The organism is Chryseobacterium cucumeris (assembly GCF_016775705.1).
GTDB lineage: Bacteria > Bacteroidota > Bacteroidia > Flavobacteriales > Weeksellaceae > Chryseobacterium > Chryseobacterium cupriresistens.
In genome coordinates this window covers 2,188,256-2,212,241 of sequence record NZ_CP068760.1, presented here as the reverse complement: position 1 = coordinate 2,212,241, position 23,986 = coordinate 2,188,256, and the positions used below count along the sequence as shown (strand labels likewise).

Here is a 23,986-nt window from a genome sequence, read left to right as displayed (position 1 = left end):
AGGCTCTAGAAGTTCAGTTTTTAATAAGATTTATGCAAAAAGAAAATTAAAAATGAAAGCTTTACATAAGGAAATGTTTTTTTATAGTTATTAGTAATAAGGATTGCCTTGCCGGGCATGTCAAAACCAACAAATATTTAAATCAAATATTATCATGAAAAAAATATGGCAGAAGGATGACCTTGCCACCAATATATTAGTCAATCAATTTACAGTCGGTAAAGATCTTGACTTCGACGAGCGTTTAGCCAAATATGACGTTAAAGGTTCTATGGCACATTGTAAAATGCTGGCAGAAACCGGCATTATTACAAAAGAAGAATCAGAGCAGATGTTATCTGTTTTAAATAGTATTTTAAATCAAATTGAGGATGGGACTTTTGAAATTGATAAAGAAGCTGAGGATATCCATTCTCAGGTAGAAGCGATCCTGATTGAAGAATTAGGAGATACGGGAAAGAAAATCCATACGGCACGATCAAGAAATGATCAGGTTTTACTGGATATCAAATTGTATTTATTGGATGAAATCCGTGAAATTACAGCCCTTACAGACGAGTTTTTTCAGATTTTAATTCAGCTGGCAGATCAGCATAAAAATGTTCTGCTTCCGGGATACACCCATTTTCAGATTGCGATGCCTTCATCATTTGGGTTGTGGTTCGGAGCTTATGCAGAAGCGCTTTTGGATGATGTGGAAATGCTGTTTTCAGTGAAGAATATCATTAATAAAAATCCACTGGGATCAGCAGCTGGTTATGGTTCGTCTTTTCCGATCAATCGTGAAAGTACCACCTATAACTTAGGCTTCCAGTCCATGAATTACAACTCTGTATATGCTCAGATGACCCGTGGAAAGTCAGAAAAAATGCTGGCCATGGCGATGGCTACTTTAGCGGGAACGCTTGGCAAGTTCGCTTATGATGTATGTCTTTATCTGAGCCAGAACTTTGATTTTATCAGTTTTCCAAAAGAATTTACTACGGGAAGCAGTATTATGCCGCACAAAAAAAATCCGGATATCTTTGAGCTGGTTCGTGCACGATGCAACAGAATTCAGTCACTTCCAAACGAACTGATCCTTTTAACAAGCAATCTGCCTTCAGGATATCACAGAGATGTACAGCTGACAAAAGAAATTCTTTTCCCTGCGATAGATTCTTTAAAGGAATGTCTGGAAATCTTAAGCTATACTTTACCGAATATTAAGGTGAAAGACGGGATTCTGGAGGACGAGAAATACAAATACCTTTTCAGTGTGGAAAAGATCAATGAAGAGGTGAAAAGCGGAAGCTCTTTCCGTGATGCTTATGTAAAAGTAGGGCAGGAGATTGAAAACAATACGTTTGAATTTGAACCCGGAAATCTTGAACATACCCATCAGGGAAGTATAGGAAATCTTTGTCTGGATAAAATAGAATATCAGTTCAATAAACTGAAAAATAAATTATTGGGTTAGAATCTAAGCCATTAAGGTCATCAAAACTTAGGCAAAAATCAGTAGAATTTCTAAAATTATTTTAGCCTGCTGTCTTTTCGTTGTGGAAGCCTTAATCTTAAATCTTATCTGCTTAAGTGATCTTAATGGTTGGATTTTACTCTGCTCTTTGAATTTGATGATTGATCTTTAAACTGACTATGGTTGGAAATTGAGATTAAATCTGCTGTATAAAATTTTACCGGAGATAAAATCTTTGCGCCTTACAGCATAAAGTTTATAAATTTCTTTTGCGTCTTTGCGTTTTCTAACAAAATAGTAGAAATGAAAAGGTTGGTATACGCAAAGGCGCAAGGAATTGTATAATAAATATTACTCTTTTAAGACGCAAGAAAATCAAAGATTTTCAGCAATTGAAATAGGAATGAATAATGAGTTTAAAATAGAAGGGATTATTCCAGATCAATTTTAAATTTGGTAGATTTTTTTACCTCGTGAAGGACAATGGAACTGTGGTACTGCCCGATATTGGGAATGTTTGAAATAACATTAACCGCAAATTCGTTATAAGAATTGATGTCCTTGGCAATAATCTTCAACATATAGTCGTACTCTCCGGAAAGACTGATGATTTCCTGTACTTCATCATATTTTCCGATATGGTTCTCAAAAGTTTCCAAAACTTTCTTGGATTGTTCCTTGAGACGCACATTACAATAGACTACAATATTTAAACCCAGTTTTTCACGGTTTAAAAGTCCCACATACTTCTGAATGATCCCCTGTTTCTCCAGTTGTTTGATTCGCTCATACGTAGGAGTAAAGGTAAGACCTATCTTTTCGGAAATTTCTTTTACCGATAATGTAGAGTCTTCCTGAATAATGCTGAGAATCATTTTGTCTTTTAAATCCATAGAATAAATTTGAGTGTTAACAAAAATATTAATTTTAAATGAGAATAAGGGAAGACTGAAGTTTTTAATTTATTTTAAACATAATTTTTGCCAGTTCATAAAATTGTTGTATCTTTGCACCTAATGAATAAAAAAGCATTTATATCATTAGATTTACCGGGCGAAAGCGCCCTTTACGATATTTATTGTTATTAGCGAAGATTGTTGTCTTCGCTTTTTTTATGCCCAAAAATTAGAAATATGTTTACGATTACAGAACTAAGCACCGAGAGAATCAACAGTATACTGACAGAAGCACTGGCTTTTGCAAACGGTAAAACTGCTAAAATTGAAGGAGAAGTTTTTTGCTCAAATCTTTTCTTCGAAGACAGTACAAGAACAAAAACAAGTTTTGATCTTGCAGAAAGAAAACTGGGACTTCAGGTAGTTCCTTTTGATGCATCACACAGTTCGGTAAACAAAGGGGAGAGTCTTTATGACACTGTAAAGACTATTGAAAGTATAGGAGTGAACCTTGTAGTAATCCGCGATAAGAAAGACAGATACTTTGAAGAACTGAAAAATATTAACATTCCGGTGATCAACGGAGGAGACGGAACAGGAAACCACCCTTCACAATGTATGCTGGATTTGCTGACTATCTATCAGGAATTCGGAAAGTTTGAAGGATTGAAAGTAGGAATTGTAGGAGATGTAAAACACAGCCGTGTAGCCAACTCAAATGCAGAGGCGCTAAGAAGACTGGGAGCCAAAGTATACTTCTCAGGACCGGAACAGTGGTTTGACGAAGGAGCTTTGATCAACGGAACTTATATGTCGGTAGATGAACTGATCGGCGAAGTGGATGTGTTAATGCTATTAAGAATCCAGCACGAAAGACATGATTCCGCAATGAGCTTCACCGCTTCAGAATACCATAAAAGATATGGTCTGACGAAAGAAAGAGAAAAGGCGATGAAAAAAGAAGCGATCATCATGCATCCGGCTCCCATCAACAGAGGAGTGGAAATAGATTCGGATCTTGTGGAATGCGAAAGATCAAGAGTTTTCAAGCAAATGCAAAACGGAGTATTCGCAAGAATGGCCATCTTAAAAGGAGCATTGGAAAGCAAAGGGTATACTTTTAAATAAGAGCCAAGGTGAAAGAGCCAAGGTGAAAGTAAAAAGTAAAAAGTAAAAAGGTAAAGAGCCCTGTAAGGGCGACCTGTTAATGACGTATAATAAAATAATAAGAGATAAAAGTTTAAAATGAAGAAAAAATTAATACTGGAGTCCGGTGAAGTGTTTCATGGAGAAGGTTTCGGAGCAGAATTGGAAACTGCAGGGGAAGTAGTTTTCAATACCGGAATGACAGGGTATCAGGAATTGATTTCTGACCCATCGTATTGCGGTCAGATAGTTTGTATGACCTATCCGCTTATCGGGAATTATGGTATTAACCGTGATGATTATGAAAGTATCGAGCCGGCAATCAAAGGGCTTATCGTAAAAGAACTTTGCGATCTTCCTTCCAATTTCCGTACTCAGATCACTTTAGATGAATTATTTAAAAAGAAAAACCTTTCAGGAATTTCAGGAATCGACACCAGAAGACTGACAAGAGTTCTTCGTAACCATGGAGTAGTAAAAGGAAAAATTGTAAATGCTGATGCTGACGAAACGGCAGTAGCTTCTGAATTGAAATCAACAACTTTCCCTACCAATCAGGTTGAGGAGGTTTCTACAAAAACACCTTATGCTAATCCAAACAGAGGTTTCAAAGTAGTATTGGTAGATTTCGGAGCCAAACTGGGAATTATCAGAGAACTGTCTCAGAGAAACTGTGACATCATCGTGGTTTCTCAGGATACCACAGCAGAAGAAATCCTGTTGATGAATCCGGACGGAATTATGTTGTCAAACGGTCCTGGTGACCCTGAAGATGTACCCCATGCTTTAGACATGATCAGAGGATTATTAGGAAAAGTCCCAATCTTCGGAATCTGTTTAGGACACCAGTTAATTGGTCTTGCTTGTGGAGCCAAAACTTTCAAACTGAAATTCGGACACAGAGGAGGAAACCACCCGGTATTGGATCTGGAGAAAAATACAGTAGCCATTACTTCTCAAAACCACGGATATGCGGTAGATCAGGAAAGTTTAAAAGGGACAGACCTTATCGAAACGCACATCGCCCTGAATGACAGAACAAACGAAGGATTAAAACACAAAATCCACCCTTGCTTCTCCGTTCAGTATCACCCTGAAGCGAGCCCTGGTCCTGAAGATGCAAACTACCTGTTTGATGAGTTTATTCAAATGATGGAGGACTTTAAGAAATAAGAGTGACTTCAGATATTAGACATCAGATAGCAGACTTTATCATGCATAATTTTGAAAAATTAGTCTTTTGGCAGAAATCTATTGAACTTGCAAAACAGGTTTATATCATTTGTGCAGAGTTACCTAAAGATGAAAAGTTTGGTTTGATTTCTCAAATTTAAAAGATCTGTAATCTCTATTCCTTCAAATATAGCTGAAGGTGCAGGAAGAAATAATGATAGAGAATTTTATCATTTTCTTGGAATAGCAAATGCATCCTCCTTTGAGTTACAGACCCAGTTAATTTTAACTAGAGAATTAAATTTACTTGAAGCAGAAAATGTTAATGGTTTAATATCAAATCTAAATGAAATTCAAAGAATGATTTATACATTCAAATCTAATTTAAAAAAGTAAAACAACCTGTTGGAAGTCTGAAATCTGACATCTAACATCTTGTATCTAAAAAAAGAAAAATGGCAAAACGTACAGATATAAAAACAATTTTAGTAATCGGTTCAGGACCTATCATCATTGGTCAGGCTGCTGAATTTGATTACGCAGGAACGCAGGCTTGTCTGTCTCTGAAAGAAGAAGGCTACAAGGTAATTTTGATCAACTCAAACCCTGCAACGATCATGACGGATGTGGAAATCGCTGATAAAGTATATATCGAGCCGATTTCATTACAGTTTGTAAGCCACATCATCAGAAAAGAACGTCCGGATGCTTTATTACCAACTCTTGGAGGCCAGACAGGTCTGAATATGGCGGTAGAACTGGAGAAATCAGGAATTCTTGAAGAGTGCAAAGTGGAAGTATTGGGAACCAAGCTTTCTGCCATCAACAGAGCAGAAGACAGAGACCTTTTCCGTGAGCTGATGAGAGAACTGAACGAGCCGGTACCGGAATCTGATATTGTCAATACGGTAGAAGGAGCGCTTGCTTTCGCAGATGAAATCGGATATCCTGTAATTGTTCGTCCTGCCTTTACAATGGGTGGTACCGGAGGTGGTATCGCTTCCACAGAAGCTGAATTGAAAGAAATCGCTGAATTGGGATTAAAACACAGCCCGGTTACACAGTGTCTTATCGAAAAATCAATCGCAGGTTTCAAAGAAATTGAATACGAAGTAATGCGTGATGCAAACGACAACGCCATTGTGGTTTGTAACATGGAAAATATAGACCCTGTAGGTGTTCACACAGGAGATTCAATCGTAGTAGCACCTTCTCAGACGCTTTCAGACAGAGAATATCAGTTACTGAGAAATGCTTCACTGAAAATCATCAGAGCATTAGGAATTGAAGGTGGATGTAACGTACAGTTAGCTTTGGATCCGCATTCATTCGATTACTATATCATCGAAGTAAACCCTAGAGTTTCCCGTTCATCAGCATTGGCAAGTAAAGCAACAGGTTACCCGATTGCAAAGATTGCTGCGAAGATCGCAGTTGGATTAACTCTGGATGAAATCATGAACCCGGTAACAGGAAAAACATACGCATGTTTTGAGCCGGCTCTTGACTATGTGGTAACGAAATTCCCAAGATTCCCATTCGATAAATTCGAAACGGCAGACAGAAGACTTTCTACTCAGATGAAAGCAACTGGTGAAGTAATGGCGATCGGAAGAAACCTGGAAGAATCTTTACAAAAAGCGATCCGTTCATTAGAAACAGGAATCAAACATTTAGGATTAAAAACAAAGCAGGCTCAGGCACTTACTGCTGAAGAAATCGAAAGAAGAATCAGAGTATGTGATGACGAAAGATTATTCATCATCGGAGATGCTTTAAGAAGAGGATACGACTGGGAGCAGATTGTAGAATGGAGTAAAATCGACAAGTTCTTTATCTGGAAACTAAAAAAACTGGTTGATTTCGAAAAAGTAATCGCTGACAACAAATTTGATAAAGAAACCCTGATTGAAGCGAAGAGATTAGGTTTCGCAGACATCAATATCGCTGTTCTTTGGGATGTAAAAGAGCGTGAGGTTTTCAACTTCAGAAAAGAAAACGGAATCATGCCGGTTTACAAAATGGTAGACACTTGTGCTGCTGAATTTGAAAGTGAAACACCTTACTTCTATGGAACCTACGAAGAAGAAAACGAAAGTGTTGTTTCAGACAAAGAAAAAATCATCGTACTAGGTTCAGGACCTATCAGAATCGGACAAGGTGTTGAGTTTGATTACGCAACCGTTCACTCGGTATGGGCAATCAAAGAAATGGGTTACGAAGCGATTATCATCAACAACAACCCTGAGACAGTTTCTACAGACTTCTCAATTTCAGATAAACTTTACTTCGAACCGCTTACAGAAGAAGATGTAATGAACATCATCGAGCTTGAAAAACCAAAAGGAGTAGTGGTACAGTTCGGAGGGCAGACAGCGATTAACCTTGCCGATAAACTAGCCGCTCACGGAGTACAGATCTTAGGAACTTCACTGGAAGATCTTGACAGAGCTGAAAACAGAGATAAGTTTGAAAAAGCACTTCAGGAGCTTGGAATTCCTCAGCCAAAAGGAAGAACTTCAACTTCGAAAGAAGAAGCTATAAAAATTGCCAACGAAATCGGATATCCGGTATTGGTACGTCCAAGCTACGTTCTTGGAGGTAGAGCAATGGAAATTGTATACGCAGAAGCAGAACTGGCTCACTACATGGAAAATGCAGTAGAAGCAAGCCCTGAGCACCCTGTATTGGTAGACAAATACATGGTAGGAAAGGAAATTGAAGTAGATGCAATCTGTGACGGTGAAACGGTAGTGATTCCTGGAATTATGGAGCACATCGAAAGAGCAGGGGTTCACTCCGGAGACTCAATCGCGGTATATCCTCCACAGAATATCTCTCAGAGTGAAATCGATACTTTGGTAGATTATACGCAGAGACTGGCAAAAGGACTGAATGTTATCGGATTAATGAATATCCAGTACGTTCTTTTCGAAGGAAATGTATATGTAATCGAAGTAAACCCTCGTTCTTCAAGAACAGTTCCTTTCTTATCTAAAATCACAGAAGTTCCAATGGCGAATCTTGCTACAAAGGCAATTCTGGGACAAAAACTGAAAGATTTAGGCTACGAAAACGGATTAGTTCCAAACAAAGAAGGAGTATTTGTAAAAGTGCCGGTATTCTCTTTCTCAAAACTAACGAAAGTTGATATCTCTTTAGGCCCTGAAATGAAGTCTACAGGAGAAGTTATGGGAAAAGATACAACCCTTGAAAAAGCACTTTACAAAGGATTGGTAGCAGCGGGAAGAAAAGTTCCTATGCACGGATCTATCCTGTTCACAGTAGCTGATAAGCATAAAGATGAAGCAGCAGCTCTTGCAGCAAGATTCCATGAAGTTGGATTCAGAATCTGGGCTACGGAAGGTACTGCGAAGTTCTTCGAAGAAAAAGGAATCCCTTGCAAGATCGGATACAAAATAGGAGAAGAAAGTGTAAATCTTATCGACCTGATCCAGAAAGGAAAAGTTCAGTATGTTGTGAATACCACTACAAAAGGTAAGCAGGCAGAAAGAGACGGATTCCAGATCAGAAGAATGAGTGTGGAAAACGGTGTTCCTTGTTTAACTTCAATGGATACGGTAGAAGCAATTCTAAAAGTAATCGAAAGCATGAGCTTCAAAATGGAGACAATGTAATTTCGAGCCAGAATAAATACTTAAATTCCGCAAGTTTTCTTGCGGAATTTTTTTATCATTTAATCTAAACAGAGAGGATTCTGTTTATTTTTGCAAAAGCCATTTAAACTTCAATATAATGAGTATAAAATCAATTACGATAGGATTTCTATGTTGTATTTTCATAACAGTGCTTTCAGGATGTTCCTGGATAACTGATTTCTATATTCAAAACCTGACTGGATCTAAAAAAATAATTAAGATCAATTACAGTTATCCTATCTCAAAATCAATTGATAATGAGGTTAATAGCTTTGCATTTAATTATGAAAATAGAATATTGTCCCCTCGATCTTTCTATAAAATCAAAAATCCAAAGTCTCTTGAAAAAATAGAAATAAAAGATTCTTCCATTGTCCTTGAACTTTATCCAAATTCAACAACAAAAATTTACACAAGCCATAATGGTAGTTGGAGATATAGGATTAAAAGTGTTGAGATTAATGGAACCATTTTTTATCCTTCAGAATTAATAAATAAAAGCAGATATATCAGTAAGGGTTATGTTTATAAAATTAATTAAAAGTTTACTATGAATTTTTATTTGAAAATAAAACAGACTTTTCTAAAAAGCGTAATAGCGTTTATACTTATTATGGGTTTTCAGGCCAAAGCTCAAAAATCCCAGTTTAATATTGTTGGAAACTGGGAATCCATTGATTACTGGAAGAGTAAAGGCAAAGCAGGCTTTACTAAAGATGGATATGTATCTATTACAATTAACGGGGAAGAAATTGACGGCAAGAATTTTATCATTCACGGAGGTCCTAATAATGGACAAAAGGGTGAACTCAAATATAAAATTGATGTGGAAACGACACCAATTCATATTGATTTTATTGCACTAAAAGATAATCAGGAAAAAGGAAGACTGCTAGGAATTATCGTACCTGTTAACGATTCAAAATTCCTTATGCTGATCAACATGAATGGGAAACGGCCTGAAAGTATAGATCATGATGAAACAATGACACTTACAAAGATTAAATGAAATTGATCTGAAAAACAGTTTAAACCTCATACATTTCAGCAATTTATGAGGTTTTTCTATATAAATTCTATAATTTAGTTTAGTCAATATTTCGGTTAAAAAGAATATTGTGGTATTATCAATTATTCTATGAAAAAAACACTATTTGCGCTCACTTTTGTATTAGGAGTTATATGTATTCTCAATATCAATTTTCCATTAAAAAAGCAGGATATCTATGGAAAATATATTAACATGAATTTTGATAAGCCAATTTGCTGTGTGGAAGCTCCTCACACTGCTGATACTTTAGTTTTATATGAAGACAATACATTTAGAAGTAAATTTTATGGAATGGGTACATATAAATTATATAATGGAATAAATCCTGAAATAGAACTTCATTATACTGATTTTGGTCAACCAGCTGCTTACAAAACCTATTTTTTAAATGGGATTTTTGAAAAGCCTAAAATTAGTCTAAATGCAGATTCAAACCATTATTATGAAAAACTTGATTGAAAACACACAACTTTCGATTAATTATCAATTATTTTAATCACATCAACCTAAAAATGCATTTATGTTTGCCGAATTATTTATAAATTAGAGCGTTAAAATTCAAGCTGTTATTATTATTTAAAAACTAATACAATTCCACCAAATCAAAATATAACCATGGCAGAATATTATGCAAAATCAAGCAATTCTTTAACTTTTGAAATTACAAAAGAAGAAAAATTAATTGGGAAACTTGCTTACACAAGTTGGTTTAAATTTAATGCTGTCATTGAAATTGCAAATGGTAAGATCTATCAGGTAGAGCCGAAAGGTTTTTGGGGAACTACCATTGAGCTGAAAGATCAGGAAAGAGTCCTTCTGAAATTCAGAATGAACTGGAACGGGGAAATTGTAGTGCAGACTTATTTTGACGGCGTGAAGAATGGCTATCTTTTTAAACACAGAGGCATTTTTAAAGAATCATTTGTCCTTACAGCTCAGGACGGCATCGAGCTGATGATCATAAAACCCCATCTGAAATGGACTTCTATGAATTACGAATACCAGATCACCACCTCTGATGCCTATGAAACCCTTCCGGAAAAAGAAATCGTTTTAATTAATGCACTGCATTGCGCCAATTATTATATGTCGATGATGGCCGCTGCTGTTATATAAGACAGTTAAATTAAAACTTTAGCAATAAGTTACCTTTATTTTTATTGGCCTTATGGTAAAAAAGAATTGTGTCCTGAGTATTTTCGGACTGCTATTACTATTTCAATGTAATCCTGTTAGCAAAAATTACAAAAAAGAATTTGAAAAATTTGTTTTTGATTCTGATCAGGTTTTATCCAATGGTGATATTTTACATCCTGCTTATGCCTATCTTAAAGATGGAAAATTAAAAGGTCTTGAGTTTAATAATCATCCAGAATGTGGAGAAAATACCAAAAGATATTTTTTTTCTGAAAATGAAAAAATAAAGAAGATTGTTATTGAGAAAAATTATTATAATGAAAGCTGTGGCAAAACTTTTGACTCATTATTCATTATATATCCCGTATTGGGCAAAACAATTGTGTATGCGGATAATACAAACGCAAAAGAAATAGAAGGTAATGTTTTGCGGGAGGAAAAAATTAATATTGATCGCTATATGAAAATGATTAAAAATTGGAAAAATAAATAAAAAAACTTATATATTGATTGAATAAAGGGTTTTCGGAATTTTCGAAAACCCTTTATTTATAGGCTATTCTATGGTAGAAGTTTTATGATTTGTGTCATGTTTTTATTTAGAATTAATAAAAATAAAATAATTTTGTAGAACTAACTTAATTATAAACATGAAAAAAACTATTATTTCTGCAGCTCTATTAGCCGTAACGATGCTGAGTGCCCAGCAAACAGATACCATTAAAGTGGCTGAAATTCAATCCGTATCGCTCCAGGGAACTCACAATTACAGAACAAAAAAATCTGAATCTATCGCAAGGCTTCCTCTGGAAAATCTTGAAAACCCTACTGTTTATAATCTTGTTCCCAAAGAAATCATCAGTGAAATGGGAGCCATGGATTTCAACACAGCGATGGCTTCTGCTCCAGGAGTGGTCGTAAGCAATAGTGTAAACGACAGTGGAAATGATATTTTTATGAGAGGTTTCAGTTCCAATGCCAGTTTCAGAAACGGACTGACTCAAAACCCAAGAGTGCAGTCTGAGATCGCTAATATCGAGAGAGTAGAAGTAATAAAAGGTCCATCCGGAACTTTATTCGGAGGAACATTAGCCAATTATGGCGGTGTGGTGAATATCGTTACGAAAAAACCACAGGAAAATTTCGGAGGAATTATCAATTATACCACCGGAAGCTGGGGAATGAACAGAATCACAGCCGATGTAAACACCCCTTTGAACAAAGAAAAAACAGCTTTGGCAAGATTCAATGTGGCAGCCTATTCCCAGGATTCTTTTCAGGATGCAGGGTATAACAAAGGATTATTCTTCTCCGGAAGCGTTCTGTATAAAGTAAGCGACAAAACCACAGTGACACTTGATACCGAGTTCCATGCTCCGGATAAAACATTGAATGCTTATGTAAGAAACTCAGAAAAGCTGACCTTACACTCCATGAAAGACCTGGAAGTAGCCTACAAAAGAGCGTTTACTAGTAATGATATCGGCTCCAAAAGAACCAACTTTGTAACGATGGCTGAGGTTACCCATAAATTCAATGACCAGTGGACGTCAAGGACATCTTACCAAAGAGGAGAAGCCAATGAAAGCGAATCTATCTTTTTAGTACTCAGATATCTGAATAATAATCAGGTAGAAAGAATGATCCGTCCTTTTGACAGCTTTAAAGTGACCACAGACAATATCCAGCAGAATTTTACAGGAGATTTTAAAATAGCAGGGTTAAGAAACCGTCTGGTAGTAGGAATAGATTACTTCCAGCAAACAACAAAATATCAGTTCCCTTACTATGAGGCCAACGGATACAGTAATGTTTTCATGCCTTATGATAAAGTGAATCTCGACAGCTCTTCCGCATGGGATCCTATCTCAAGAAACAAATTCATGAATAAGGAAAGAAAATCCACAGAATCGGATATTACAAGATTCAGAACCATCAGCGGTTATATTTCCAATGTTTTAAATATCACAGATAATTTGCTGGTAATGGCCAGTTTGAGAGTAGACAGCTATAAAAATGATGATATGGTGGTAAATGGTGTAGAGATCTCTACCAAAAACGGATATCCTGAAAATAAAGTTTCCGGTTACAGCCAGACCCAGTTTTCACCAAAGTTCGGATTGGTGTATGAAATTGTAAAAGATCAGATCTCATTCTTTGCCAATTATGTGAATGGATTTAAAAACTATGCTCCATCACTGAATGAAGTGGGTATCCTGACAAAGTGGGATCCTGAACAGGGAAATCAGATTGAAACTGGTTTTAAAGTGGATCTGTTCCATAAAAAACTACTGACGACCGTGAGTTACTATAATATTAATGTTAAAAACAGACTGGTTGCAGATCCAGGCGGAATAGGAAGTATTCAGGATGGGAATATCAAAAGTCAGGGACTGGAAATAGGCATCATTGCCAACCCTTTCAAAGGATGGAATATCGTTGCCGGATATGGTTATAACGATAACAAATATGATGACCGCAGCAAAGACAGCGGAAAAAGAATTGCCTGGACTCCAAAACATGTTGCCAATCTATGGACAAGCTACAAAATTATGGATGGTGCATATGAAGGACTTGGTTTCGGAGCCGGATTTAATTTTGTAGACCAGACCTATATCAACATCACCAATCATTTTCTTGCTCCTTCTTATACTACGGTAGGTGCTACAGTTTTTTATGACAGGAAAAAATACAGAATCGGTCTGAAAATGAATAATGCGCTGAATGAAAAATACTGGAACTTCTACGGACAGCCACAGAAGCCAAGAGAAATTCTTGCCAATTTTGCATTCAAATTTTAAATCTAAAAAAACAAAAATAATCTCAACGAAAATATAAGGAGGAAAACCGCAAAGGTGCAAAGCTTTGATTTATAATATATCTATTTCTGAAGCCTTGAAATATGCTAAAGTAAACGGCAGCAGAAATAACTCTTTTCACTTTACAAACACGCCATTATAAATACAATTGCGCCTTTGCATTTTCTACACTTACATTGTTGATTGGATGAAAACAGATATGAAAAATAATAAAACGAATCCTAAAAAAAAGCAGGGTAAATCCCTTACCAAAAGGATCACCGGCTGGCTGCATCTATGGCTCGGCCTGGTTTCCGGAATCATTGTGCTTACTGTTACTCTTTCGGGAACTGTATTTGTCTTCTGTGACGAAATCATTGATCTGTGCGGCGGAAGCGCAAAATATGTCCAGGCTCCGGCTAATGCAGAAAAAATGACCCCCGAAGAGTTGCTTGCCCACTTTCACCAGCAGGTTCCGGACAGAAAAGCGTTCTATTTTGATACCTACAAAGATGCTGACAGAAGTTTCAGAGTAGCTTCAGCAACGAAGCCTCCTAAAGATAAAAGTGCGGACAAGGCAGACAAACCAAAGAAAAAAGGCCGTGGTCCACGAGGTGTATTTGCCTATCATTATCTTGACCCTTACACCGGAAAAGTAATCGGTTCTACCAAAAGCTATGAGTTTTTCTATGTTGTAGCCCATATTCATGCGCAGCTATTGGCAGGAAAGTTTGGGAAAACGGTGGTTGGCGTTGCTTCCATCATCTTTTTTGTTCAGCTTATCGGTGGACTGATTCTTTGGTGGCCAAAAAAATGGAACAAAACAACCAGAACAACTGCTTTTAAAATCAAATCCGGAACGAAATGGCGCAGGAAAAACTACGATTTCCATAATGTCTTTGGGTTTTATTCATTGCTTCCGGCTGTGTTTATTACCATTACAGGATTGATTATGGCATACAAGGTCTTAACCGATCTTACCCAGCAGGCTTTCGGAGGAGCCGTGGATGCCCATACCATTGCAGAAAAATATGAACCTAAGTTTGATCCGGAGAAAAAAGCTCTGACCTATACTGATTTTCTTGACAGAAAATTTAAGGAGTTTCCTGATGCAAAACAGTTCAGAATGAGTATTCCGAGAAATGATTCTGCAACGGTCTATCATGTGGTGGCAGCTCAGTTTATTGGTCTGAAAAGCCTTATCAACGGAAAAAGGATGGAAACCAACAAATACACCGGAAAAGAAATTGATTATCCTGAAGAAGTACAGAAGCACGAAGTGATAGAGCACATGAACTTTGACCTTCATGTAGGGTATTGGGGCGGAATGTTCGGTAAAATATTCACATTCATTATCGGAATCATCTGTACAAGTCTGCCGGTTACCGGATTCCTGATCTGGTGGGGCAGAGGAAACAAATCGCCCAAAAAGAATAAAGAAATTAAGAACATTCATCAACACAGAAAAGATTCGCACCATGAACAGCTGGTTTAAAATTATTGCCCTCTCACTACTTTTAGTATTTACTTCCGGAAAAGCTCAGGACAAACTGGTGATAGGAGAAAAACAAAAACTATTTTCAAAAGTTTTAAACGAAAACAGAGAAATCTGGATTCATCTTCCTAAAACCTATAACGACAATACTATCAATCCTGCTAAATATCCGGTGATCTATCTTCTGGATGGAGAAATCAATTTTGAATATTACACAGGATTAACGGATTTCATTGCCAGAACTCCCTATGCCGACATTCCTGAATGTATTGTGATAGGCATAAAAAATACAGAAAGAACAAGAGATCTTACCCCGACAAAGTCTGAAAAGAAAAGTCCTGTAAACCCTAATGTCACTCTTTTTGCAGACAGTGGCGGAAGTGAAGACTTTCTGAAATTCATGCAGGAAGAATTGAAGCCATTCGTTAATAAAAACTACAGAACACAGGATTATTCAGTGTTGGTAGGCCATTCTTTCGGAGGTCTGTTTGCGATCAATACCTTCCTTTTACATCCGGATTATTTCAATGCTTATGTTGCGAATGATCCCAGTTTATGGTGGGACAATAAAGTAACCATCAAAAGAACGAAAGAGTATCTGGAAAAGAATAAGAACTTTCCTGCAAAAAAATCTTTGTATGTTTCTCAGGCAGACAATGAAGAACAGCAGAAAAACTGGAACTCCGATATGACCCAGGCTATTGAAGAATTTAAAGGAATGATAGAAAAAAACGGATCATTAAACTATAAACATAGCTTTTTCGAAGGAGAAACCCACGGAACTGTTTCCTATCCCGGAAATTATGAAGCATTAAAGTTTATATTCAAAGGTTTCAGAACCGATATAAAACAACTTGCCAAAAATCCCAAACTGCTTGAAGAAGACTATAAAAAGTTTTCCGAAAAGATGGGAACAGATTTTATTCCTTCAGAGGCCTATCTGAATGTAGTGATCAAATTTATGAAAAGTAATGGTTTTAAAGAGCCCGAAACTTATTTTATGAATCTGAAAGACAACTATTATCCTGAGCAATAATGCATTGAAAATAAAAACCAAATCCGTTTACCAACAGATTTGGTTTTTTATATCTTGATTCTAAAGTAAGCTTTGGCTAAAGCAGATTTATTCTAAAGAACTATCCTCACAGTTTGTCATTCCGATTTCTTTTATTTAGATGATAAGAGTATAGATTCCTACGGAATGGACAACTGAGTGTATAATGGATTATTCCGGTAGAAATCTGAATAATTTTTCAGTGAATTAATGCCTGTTATCACAATTAATCGGGAAATCCTTCTCCTTTTGATCTAAAAAGCTGATGGAAGGACAGCCAAACGACTGTGCCATGAATCCAAAAATAACAGGAGGCTTTCCTTTGAACAGGTGGCCGGTATATTGGAAAACATTGGCTTCATCAGCATCTATTCCATACAGAGGAAGAAACTCTCCGCCATCACTTCCTGCAAGGCTGAAGGTCTTTTCCGCAATTTTTTCCTTACGATCATTGATGACCGCAAGCTTACGTTCTGTGATATTTCCTTCTTCAAGATAATCCTGAAGATAATAGGTCAGATTTTCATATTGTGCCTGGTAGGTTTTTCCCTTGGTAAGTTTGGACTGACTAAAATATTTTCCTGAACTGGCCGCATCAGCTTTTTGCCATTTCACAGCTTTCATTTTATGGTTTACGAAAGGATTTTTATTCCCAAAATAAGCGATAGCATTAGTATAACGGTCGTATTCTGTTGTTTTTTGATGAGTGGCTACCTGGAATCCCATCATATAAGAATCCGGGTCTAAATCCTGATCATCGGAATAAGGACTTAAATAAGCCACGGCTTTTAATTGGCTGACTGGCATTTTTTGAAGTTGATTAGAACGATACTCATAGATGTACAGAGAATCATTTTCTGTGAGATGAATTCCTTCAAGCAGTTTTTTTCTGCTGGGAGCATCCAGTTCAAAATGCTGGCGTTCCTCATAAGTCATATGTTTCTGGTTTTTCATAATAGCTTCAGGTACAGGCTGTACTCCCTTATAGATATCCGAAACAGAAATGAAAATATCCATATCAGAATCTTTTTCTGCGGATGAAATGACAGACAGACTGAAAATATTAAAATCCGTATAATCTATTTTCTCTTCAGTTTTTACCGTTTTTACAGAATCATTCGTCAGATGTGTTTCTGTGGTAACAGTTTTTTTTTCTTCTTTCTTACAGCTTACAATAGCCAATGGCAAAAATAAAAGCGCAGCGACGGTTTGGGGTTTTATAATCTTTTTTAGCATTAAAGTGTTTATCATATTCTAATTCATTTTGTAATAAGGTTCTGAAAAATATTTGCTGGGTTTAATGTAAGCCATTTTCCTTTCAGCATCAAAGATCCAGATGAATCTGCGAAGCATATCAGCACCGAGATAACTTACATTTTGTATTTTCAGTTCCCCGGAGAAATATCCTACGAAAACATCTTTGAACACGCTATTTCCCAATTTGAAATAGGGTAGAACAGCTTGTTTGGTCGTTAACGTTTTACCTTGAGAATTCTTTAGTGTTTTTTCTCCTGTTACCTTTAGTTTTTTCTCCAGATGTTTTTCTTCAGCAAACTCATTACTATAAAGAATAGCTCCTGAAAACCCGGATTGTAAAACAAAATAGGTTTCCTGCTGCTGATCGCCTTCAAGGATATTGTCTGCAGCAAGATAAAACCCTTCATGATCCAGAATGATATTGATGGGTTGGTAGTCTTTCAGATCCGGCATTTTGTCGTAGATCACAAACTGGTTGTTGTCATAATCAATTTTAAAGGCTTTCCCTTCAAAAATTCCGGTCCCGATTTTTCCGTCTGCTTCATGACCTGTCAGCTGATTGTCAAAAAAACGCACATTTTCCTGGATGATCTTTCCGATCTCAACAGTATTATTATCGCTGAGTTCTTCTTTATTGAAAATAATATGTGCTGCTTTCTGTTTGCCATCAGGAGAAATTGCATAATCTTTCATGGCAATCTGGAACATGAGATTGAGCGAATCTTTTTTGTTGACAAGGGTCTTTACAATGATATTATTGTGTTTTGTGATCCGGAAGGGGATGGTCTGCTGTGCTTTCATACCATACAATCCGGCAGAAAGCAGTATGAAAAGTACTGTTCTTTTGAGCATTATCAGTGATTAGTGTTTTAAAACTTTAAAATTACCTATTATCTTTGGAAAAGCAAATAATAAAATGAAATGGTTGAAAAATTGCTTCAAAGTGGAATCCATTGGGAAAAGAAAGCATTCAGACGAAATGAGTTCCTGAAGATTTCAGGCAGTACAGATACCTCTATTTATTGTATAGAAAATGGAAGTGTCCGGATTTATATGATGGATGAAAATGAAGAAAGGATCATTCGTTTCGGATACACAGGAAATATTATTGTCAGCCTGGATTCTTTTTTATCGGGAAAGCCTTCGGATCTTTATATTCAGGCGATTAAGAAAACAACGGTAAGAATAGCTTCAAAACAGGATTTCTATGCGTTCGTACAATCGGACGAAGAACATATGAAATTCTGGATGAATGTCCTTGAAGATCTCGTATTACAGCAGCTTGAAAGAGAAAAAGATCTGCTGATCAATGCTCCCGGAGAACGCTTTGAAAGAGTTTTAAAACGAAGTCCGAAGCTGTTTCAGGAAGTTCCCAATAAATATATCGCCAATTATCTGAGAATGTCACCGGAAACCTTGTCCAGACTGAAAAAATCTTGAGTTCAGTCAAGATTTAAGAACAACCAGATCAGCATATTTGCATAAAAAACGTAATGAAAATTTCAACCTCAGAATTACTGGATGAGTTAAAAAACAGAACAAAGCAGCATTTACAGTTTGCTGAAATGTTGTCTTCAAAGACTGAACATGATCTGAATTTCAGAACTTCCGCAGACAGCTGGAGTATATTGGAATGCCTGGAACATCTCAACCGCTATGGTGATTTCTATATTCCTGAAATAAGCCGTGCTATTTCTTCTGCCGGAAAGTCCTCATCAACATTTTTTAAGCCCGGAATTCTCGGGAACTATTTTGCTAAAAGCATGCTTCCCAAAGAAAAATTGAATACAATGAAAACGCTTAAAGCCATGAATCCTATCCACAGTAATCTGGATAAAGGTGTAGTGGATACATTCATAAAACAGCAGACAAAAATGCTTGAGTTATTGGAAGAAGCACAAAACGTTGATCTGGAAAAGACAAAAACAAATATCAGTATCTCAAAGCTGATCAAATTGAAGTTGGGAGATACTTTCCGGTTTGTTATTTACCACAATCAAAGGCATGTTGAACAGATAAAAAGAATTTTAACGGATTAAAAACAAGTATGATTTCCAAAAATGCTTACTTTTAAACGAATGGAAATGATACACCAAAAAAATATATCAACCCCTTTGGGTGAAATGATTGCCTGTGCCGTGGATCAGGGAATCTGTCTGCTTGAATTTACAGACCGGAAGAATATCGAAAAACAGCTGAAGGCACTGTCAAAAGTTTTAAAAGCTGATATTGTAGAAAGAGAACATTTTCATTTTGTACAGCTGGAGAAGGAACTGAAAGAATATTTTGAGGGAAGAAGAACCCGTTTTGAAGTTCCGTTGTTTACTACCGGAACAGAGTTTCAGGAGAAGGTCTGGCAGCTGCTGCGTGAAATTCCGATGGGAGAGATAAGAACCTACAAGCAGCAGTCAGAAATACTGGGAAACCCCAAGGCGATACGTGCCGTAGGAACAGCCAATGGAATCAATAAAATTGCGATTTTGATTCCCTGTCATCGTGTGATAGGCTCAAACGGTGAATTGGTAGGCTATGCAGGAGGAATCTGGAGAAAACAAAAACTGCTGGAGCTTGAAAAGGCCATCTTATTTTAAACCAAAATTTACATTCGGAGAATTATAAAAAATAGGTGTTCATTTTTCGGTTGTAGAACAGGTAGTAATCTTTCTACTTTTGAATAAAAAAATTATGATCAGTTTTAAACAGTTACATCATGGTGAAGAACCGTTACTTTTGGGTAATGTATGGAATGTAGAAAGCGCAAAGGTATACGAAAAGCTGGGCTATAAAGCATTGGCAACCTCAAGTTCGGCAGTCGCACTGAGTTTAGGATATGAAGATGGAGAAGAGATGACCTTTGAAGAATATTTTTATATCATCAAGAGAATCAGAGCTTCCGTTTCAATTCCTTTGTCGGTAGATCTGGAATCCGGATATGGTATTGAAAATGATACGGTAGTTTCAAATATCATGAAACTTATAGAAATTGGAATATCGGGGATTAATATTGAAGATACCAACGTTATTGACGGAATACGAGAACTCATAAACAGAGATGTTTTCTATGAAAAATTAAAAGATATTTTTATCAAATTAGGAGAAAACAGAGATAAGGTATTTATCAATGTACGCACAGATCCTTTTTTACTGAATATTGAAAATGCGCTGGAAGAAACTTTAGAGAGAATCAAACTGTTTGAAGAACTTAAAGCCGATGGCGTTTTCATTCCGGGCATGACAGCTGAAAAGGAGATCAGAACTATTACAGAAGCTACTTTTCTTCCCGTGAATGTTATGGCTCTTCCTGATTTACCCGATTTTGATACGCTTAAAGCATTAGGGGTAAAAAGAGTTACTTCAGGTGCTTTTATGTACAGACATATCTACCGAGAGCTCGAAAAAGCAAGTCAGGAAATTACAAACGTAAGAAGTTTTTCACCTCTTTTTATCTCATGATGGAACTTACAGAAAAAATAATGTACGAGGCATCTTATATCAAAGATGTTTCATTTGAAGGGATATTCTGGATGGGTGTAAAAACCACAGGAATATTCTGCAGACCGACCTGTACTGCACGGAAACCGAAATTTGAAAATGTAGAGTTTTTTTCCAATACCAAAGATGCAATGCTCAAAGGATATCGCCCGTGTAAAGTGTGCAGACCTTTGGAAAATCTCAACGCCACACCTCCGTATATCAAAAATTTATTGAAAGAAATTGCCGACGACCCCACATTAAAGCTTAAAGATTATGATCTTGTAAAAAGAGGATTGGAACCCGCAACAGTCCGCAGATGGTTTCTGAAACACCATGGGATTACGTTTCATGCTTTCCAGAGAATGTCAAAACTCAATACAGCATTTAAAAAACTTCAACAGGGAGAATCGGTTACAGAAGTTGCATTTGACACAGGATATGAAAGTCTGAGTGGTTTTAATGAGAGTTTTAAAAATATTTTTGGAGTATCACCTAAGAATAATTCCATGGAAAAGATCATTGATCTGAAGAGAATAGAAACCATGCTGGGAACAATGATAGCCTGTGCCGATGAACATGGAATCTGTCTTTTAGAATTTTCCGACAGAAAAGCGCTTCCAACAGAATTAAAAAGTGTTGCGGAATATTTTAAAGCAAATATTATACAAGGAGAAAATCCTCATTTTATTACTCTGGAAGAAGAATTAAAAGAGTACTTTGAAGGAAAAAGAACCGCATTTACAGTTCCTATTTCCCCTGTAGGAACAGCTTTTCAGAAAGAAGTCTGGGCTATTCTTCAGGAAATTCCTTATGGTGCAACAAGAAGTTATCAGGAACAGGCAGATATTTTGGGAAATCCTAAATCCGTAAGAGCTGTAGCCAATGCTAATGGTCTGAATAAGATATCCATTATAATCCCTTGTCATCGCGTAATTGGCAGCAACGGGCAATTAACAGGCTATGGAGGTGGAATCTGGAGAAAACAAAAGCTGCTGGAATTGGAAAAGGCTATATTATTTTAGAAATATAAAAAGTAATTTATTCTTATCTTTCGCTGCTACAAAACGTTTTCCATCTTTTTATGAAATCGAAAATTCCGGTAATTCTCATTTTTGCAAGACTCATAATTGGCTTTATCATCATTTCTTTAAGCCTTATTAAGGTAGAAAATTATCAGATAATTGCTGCCGTCCTTTTATCCATAGGCTTACTGACTGATATCTTTGATGGGATTATAGCAAGATATCTTGATGTCTCAACTCAGAAACTCAGACGTCTTGATTCTACAGTTGACCAGATATTTTTTATATCAGTGGGAGTGGCTACGTATATCCAGTGCCCTGTTTTCTTTGAAACCCATGTTTACAAAATAAGTATTCTGGCAGGAGCCGAAGCTCTTATTTATCTGGTAAGCTTTTTAAAATTCAGAAAAGAAGTTGCTACCCATTCTATTGGTGCCAAGATCTGGACTTTATTACTTTTTGGAACATTAATTCAGGTTATTTTTACAATGTCAGTCTGTCATTCTGTTCAACCTTTGTTTTTGGGTTGGCCTGCTTACAAGGGCAGAGATTATTGCTATTCTTTTTATATTGAAAACCTGGACGAATGATGTTCCTTCTGTTTTTCATTCCATTCAACTAAGAAAAGGGAAAACGATTAAGAAAAGTAAAATATTTAATAGTTGATTATTTAATTTTAAAAAGGATTTGGTTAAAAAATACCTGTATAGAAAAATATCGGTAAAACAAATTTTAACGAAGTTTATGAAAGCTAATTCGCTCTGAATTTTGTAATTTTAAACAAAAATTTACACGTGAAAAAGTTACTAGCAGCAGTTTGCATTTCAGTTTCAGCATTCAGTTTTGCTCAGGATTATTCTGTGCCGGCAGCAAGTCCGCGCCAGAAGGTTGAGCAGCAGTTTTCAATGTCTAAAATTACCATTGATTATGGGAGACCGGGAGTGAAGGGACGTAAAATTTTCGGAGAACTGGTTCCTTATGGCCAGGTTTGGAGAGCGGGAGCGAACTCTTCTACAAAAATTACTTTCGGACAGGCCGTTAACTTCGGTGGGAAAACAGTGCCTGCAGGAACATACGGATTGTTCATCGTTCCTACAGAAAAAGAATGGAAAGTTATCCTTAATAAAGATTTCCAGCAATGGGGAGCTTATACTTACGATCCAAAACAGGATGTAGTAGACGTTACGGTACCGGTTAACAAACTGACAGACAAACAGGAATGGTTTGAAATCACTTTAAATCCTACAGATGAAAACTCAGGAAACCTGGTTATCAAATGGGATATGGCTCAGGCAGAAGTTCCTTTGAAACCGTCCAAATTAGACACTGTCATCAAGATTTCCGACAAGTTGAAAGAAATCAAGAAAATAGAATCAGATTCTACTAAAAAAGGCTAAGCAATGAATTTTTCTGTTCAGCCTGTTTTAGAGAATGAAGAATTTCAATTAATCCCCTTACAGCAAGGGGATTTTGAATCTTTATATGAAGTGGCTTCCGATCCTAAAGTCTGGGAACAGCATCCTAACAAAGACCGTTATAAGAGAGAAGTTTTTGAAAACTTTTTCACAGGAGCTATGGAGAGTAAAGGTGCTTTCAAAATTATGGAGAAAGCTACCGGAGATGTATTGGGAAGCAGCCGTTATTATGATTTTGATGAAGAGAACAATCATATTTTCATTGGATATACTTTCTACGGAACAAAATCATGGGGAAAAGGCATTAATCCTAAGGTTAAAAAGCTGATGCTGGATTATATCTTCCAGTTTGTAGACAAAGTTCATTTTCACATTGGAAAAGAGAATTACCGTTCGCAGACAGCTTTGGAAAGACTGGGAGGTCAAAAGATTGCTGAAGAAGAAGTGGCTTATTTTGCAGAACCTACAAGAACCAATTTCGTGTATGAAATTAAAAAAGAAGATTGGATATGAAAAAATATAAAATCCAGCAGTCACCATTTGTAGTTCCTACTACAGACGGAAAACTGATTGAAGAACACTGGGGAAACTCTACAGGAAATTCTACTGTTTCCATTGCTCATATGGTAGCACCTCCGGATTGGAGTGAGCCTCACCAGACTCCTGAGTTTGATGAATTTACCTACATTATTTCAGGAAAAAAGCAATTTGAAATAGACGGAGAAATTGTTGTTCTTGAAAAAGGACAGAGCATCCTTATTGAAAAAGGAGCAAGAATCCGTTATAGTAATCCGTTTTCAGAACCATGTGAATATCTTGCGATTTGCCTTCCTGCATTTTCTATGGAATTGGTGCATAGGGAAGAGGAAGGCGTAGACTAAAAAAGCTGTTAAAAAAATATAAAAGCAAATCTGCATATCAGTGGGTTTGTTTTTTTATTCCCAATTTTC

At 36.6% G+C, this 23,986-nt stretch carries 24 protein-coding genes and 2 pseudogenes; 23 read left to right on the top strand and 3 right to left on the bottom strand.

Annotated elements, in window-relative coordinates; all coding sequences use genetic code 11:
- The first annotated feature begins 154 nt into the window (after positions 1-154).
- Entirely contained in the window at positions 155-1,459 is a 1,305-nt protein-coding gene (argH, locus tag JNG87_RS10025) for an argininosuccinate lyase (RefSeq protein ID WP_110011105.1), read from the top strand.
- 431 nt (positions 1,460-1,890) lie between these two features.
- Here argH and JNG87_RS10020 read toward each other — a convergent pair whose 3' ends face one another.
- Positions 1,891-2,352, bottom strand: coding sequence for an Lrp/AsnC family transcriptional regulator (locus JNG87_RS10020; RefSeq protein WP_002980286.1), 462 nt, complete (start codon positions 2,350-2,352; stop codon positions 1,891-1,893).
- Positions 2,353-2,592: 240 nt separating this feature from the next.
- On the opposite strand from JNG87_RS10020, the gene JNG87_RS10015 reads away from it, so the two are divergent.
- The 12 genes and pseudogenes from JNG87_RS10015 to JNG87_RS09960 all read left to right on the top strand — a co-directional run bounded on the left by JNG87_RS10015 (position 2,593) and on the right by JNG87_RS09960 (position 15,850).
- Positions 2,593-3,483 (top strand): aspartate carbamoyltransferase catalytic subunit, encoded by an 891-nt coding sequence (locus JNG87_RS10015; protein ID WP_110011104.1) that lies wholly within the window; start codon positions 2,593-2,595, stop codon positions 3,481-3,483.
- A 117-nt stretch (positions 3,484-3,600) separates the two neighbouring features.
- Complete coding sequence (locus tag JNG87_RS10010) at positions 3,601-4,674, top strand: carbamoyl phosphate synthase small subunit (RefSeq protein ID WP_121487400.1); 1,074 nt, start codon at positions 3,601-3,603, stop codon at positions 4,672-4,674.
- 41 nt (positions 4,675-4,715) lie between these two features.
- Positions 4,716-5,070, top strand: a pseudogene (locus tag JNG87_RS10005) (four helix bundle protein).
- A gap of 59 nt (positions 5,071-5,129) precedes the next feature.
- Positions 5,130-8,312, top strand: coding sequence for a carbamoyl-phosphate synthase large subunit (gene carB / locus JNG87_RS10000; protein WP_202843830.1), 3,183 nt, complete (start codon positions 5,130-5,132; stop codon positions 8,310-8,312).
- Positions 8,313-8,430: 118 nt separating this feature from the next.
- On the top strand, positions 8,431-8,874 hold the full coding sequence (locus JNG87_RS09995) for a hypothetical protein (protein WP_202843826.1): 444 nt from the start codon (positions 8,431-8,433) through the stop codon (positions 8,872-8,874).
- Positions 8,875-8,883: 9 nt separating this feature from the next.
- Positions 8,884-9,342 (top strand): hypothetical protein, encoded by a 459-nt coding sequence (locus JNG87_RS09990; protein ID WP_202843825.1) that lies wholly within the window; start codon positions 8,884-8,886, stop codon positions 9,340-9,342.
- A 129-nt stretch (positions 9,343-9,471) separates the two neighbouring features.
- Positions 9,472-9,843: a hypothetical protein gene (locus JNG87_RS09985; protein WP_202843824.1), complete on the top strand. Its 372-nt coding sequence runs from the start codon at positions 9,472-9,474 to the stop codon at positions 9,841-9,843.
- A gap of 156 nt (positions 9,844-9,999) precedes the next feature.
- The gene (locus JNG87_RS09980) at positions 10,000-10,500 is read left to right on the top strand and encodes a hypothetical protein (RefSeq protein ID WP_202843823.1); all 501 of its coding nucleotides are present in this window, start codon (positions 10,000-10,002) and stop codon (positions 10,498-10,500) included.
- Positions 10,501-10,552: 52 nt separating this feature from the next.
- Positions 10,553-11,014 carry a hypothetical protein gene (locus tag JNG87_RS09975; RefSeq protein WP_202843822.1) on the top strand — a complete coding sequence of 154 codons (462 nt, stop codon included), beginning with the start codon at positions 10,553-10,555 and terminating at the stop codon, positions 11,012-11,014.
- Positions 11,015-11,171: 157 nt separating this feature from the next.
- A complete protein-coding gene (locus JNG87_RS09970; protein WP_202843820.1) occupies positions 11,172-13,322 on the top strand; it encodes a TonB-dependent siderophore receptor in 2,151 nt (716 codons plus the stop codon).
- Between the two features lie 217 nt (positions 13,323-13,539).
- Positions 13,540-14,814, top strand: a complete 1,275-nt coding sequence (locus JNG87_RS09965) for a PepSY-associated TM helix domain-containing protein (RefSeq protein WP_238349706.1) — start codon at positions 13,540-13,542, stop codon at positions 14,812-14,814.
- Positions 14,798-15,850 (top strand): alpha/beta hydrolase, encoded by a 1,053-nt coding sequence (locus JNG87_RS09960; protein WP_202843816.1) that lies wholly within the window; start codon positions 14,798-14,800, stop codon positions 15,848-15,850. The genes JNG87_RS09965 and JNG87_RS09960 overlap by 17 nt, the downstream gene beginning before the upstream one ends.
- Before the next feature lie 225 nt (positions 15,851-16,075).
- Here JNG87_RS09960 and JNG87_RS09955 read toward each other — a convergent pair whose 3' ends face one another.
- Positions 16,076-17,119: a hypothetical protein gene (locus JNG87_RS09955; protein ID WP_202843815.1), complete on the bottom strand. Its 1,044-nt coding sequence runs from the start codon at positions 17,117-17,119 to the stop codon at positions 16,076-16,078.
- 3 nt (positions 17,120-17,122) lie between these two features.
- Positions 17,123-17,977: a hypothetical protein gene (locus tag JNG87_RS09950; RefSeq protein ID WP_202843814.1), complete on the bottom strand. Its 855-nt coding sequence runs from the start codon at positions 17,975-17,977 to the stop codon at positions 17,123-17,125.
- 69 nt (positions 17,978-18,046) lie between these two features.
- Here JNG87_RS09950 and JNG87_RS09945 point away from each other — a divergent pair, with 69 nt between their 5' ends.
- The 10 genes and pseudogenes from JNG87_RS09945 to JNG87_RS09905 all read left to right on the top strand — a co-directional run bounded on the left by JNG87_RS09945 (position 18,047) and on the right by JNG87_RS09905 (position 23,917).
- Positions 18,047-18,565 carry a Crp/Fnr family transcriptional regulator gene (locus tag JNG87_RS09945; RefSeq protein WP_202843813.1) on the top strand — a complete coding sequence of 173 codons (519 nt, stop codon included), beginning with the start codon at positions 18,047-18,049 and terminating at the stop codon, positions 18,563-18,565.
- 53 nt (positions 18,566-18,618) lie between these two features.
- Positions 18,619-19,164, top strand: a complete 546-nt coding sequence (locus JNG87_RS09940) for a DinB family protein (RefSeq protein ID WP_202843811.1) — start codon at positions 18,619-18,621, stop codon at positions 19,162-19,164.
- Positions 19,165-19,209: 45 nt separating this feature from the next.
- Positions 19,210-19,716, top strand: coding sequence for a methylated-DNA--[protein]-cysteine S-methyltransferase (locus JNG87_RS09935; protein WP_238349705.1), 507 nt, complete (start codon positions 19,210-19,212; stop codon positions 19,714-19,716).
- A gap of 94 nt (positions 19,717-19,810) precedes the next feature.
- Positions 19,811-20,578, top strand: a complete 768-nt coding sequence (locus JNG87_RS09930; protein ID WP_202843809.1) for an isocitrate lyase/phosphoenolpyruvate mutase family protein — start codon at positions 19,811-19,813, stop codon at positions 20,576-20,578.
- Positions 20,575-21,084, top strand: a pseudogene (locus JNG87_RS21670) (bifunctional transcriptional activator/DNA repair enzyme AdaA); the annotation flags it as partial. The gene JNG87_RS09930 and the pseudogene JNG87_RS21670, both read left to right, overlap by 4 nt.
- Positions 21,085-21,105: 21 nt before the next feature.
- Positions 21,106-21,621 carry a methylated-DNA--[protein]-cysteine S-methyltransferase gene (locus JNG87_RS21665; protein ID WP_238349716.1) on the top strand — a complete coding sequence of 172 codons (516 nt, stop codon included), beginning with the start codon at positions 21,106-21,108 and terminating at the stop codon, positions 21,619-21,621.
- Positions 21,622-21,680: 59 nt separating this feature from the next.
- Positions 21,681-22,211: a CDP-alcohol phosphatidyltransferase family protein gene (locus tag JNG87_RS09920; RefSeq protein WP_202843805.1), complete on the top strand. Its 531-nt coding sequence runs from the start codon at positions 21,681-21,683 to the stop codon at positions 22,209-22,211.
- 204 nt (positions 22,212-22,415) lie between these two features.
- On the top strand, positions 22,416-23,018 hold the full coding sequence (locus tag JNG87_RS09915; protein WP_062670647.1) for a DUF2911 domain-containing protein: 603 nt from the start codon (positions 22,416-22,418) through the stop codon (positions 23,016-23,018).
- A gap of 3 nt (positions 23,019-23,021) precedes the next feature.
- A complete protein-coding gene (locus JNG87_RS09910; protein WP_202843803.1) occupies positions 23,022-23,549 on the top strand; it encodes a GNAT family N-acetyltransferase in 528 nt (175 codons plus the stop codon).
- Positions 23,546-23,917, top strand: coding sequence for a cupin domain-containing protein (locus tag JNG87_RS09905; RefSeq protein WP_079241244.1), 372 nt, complete (start codon positions 23,546-23,548; stop codon positions 23,915-23,917). Before JNG87_RS09910 ends, JNG87_RS09905 begins: the two co-directional genes overlap by 4 nt.
- The last annotated feature ends 69 nt before the right edge of the window (positions 23,918-23,986 follow it).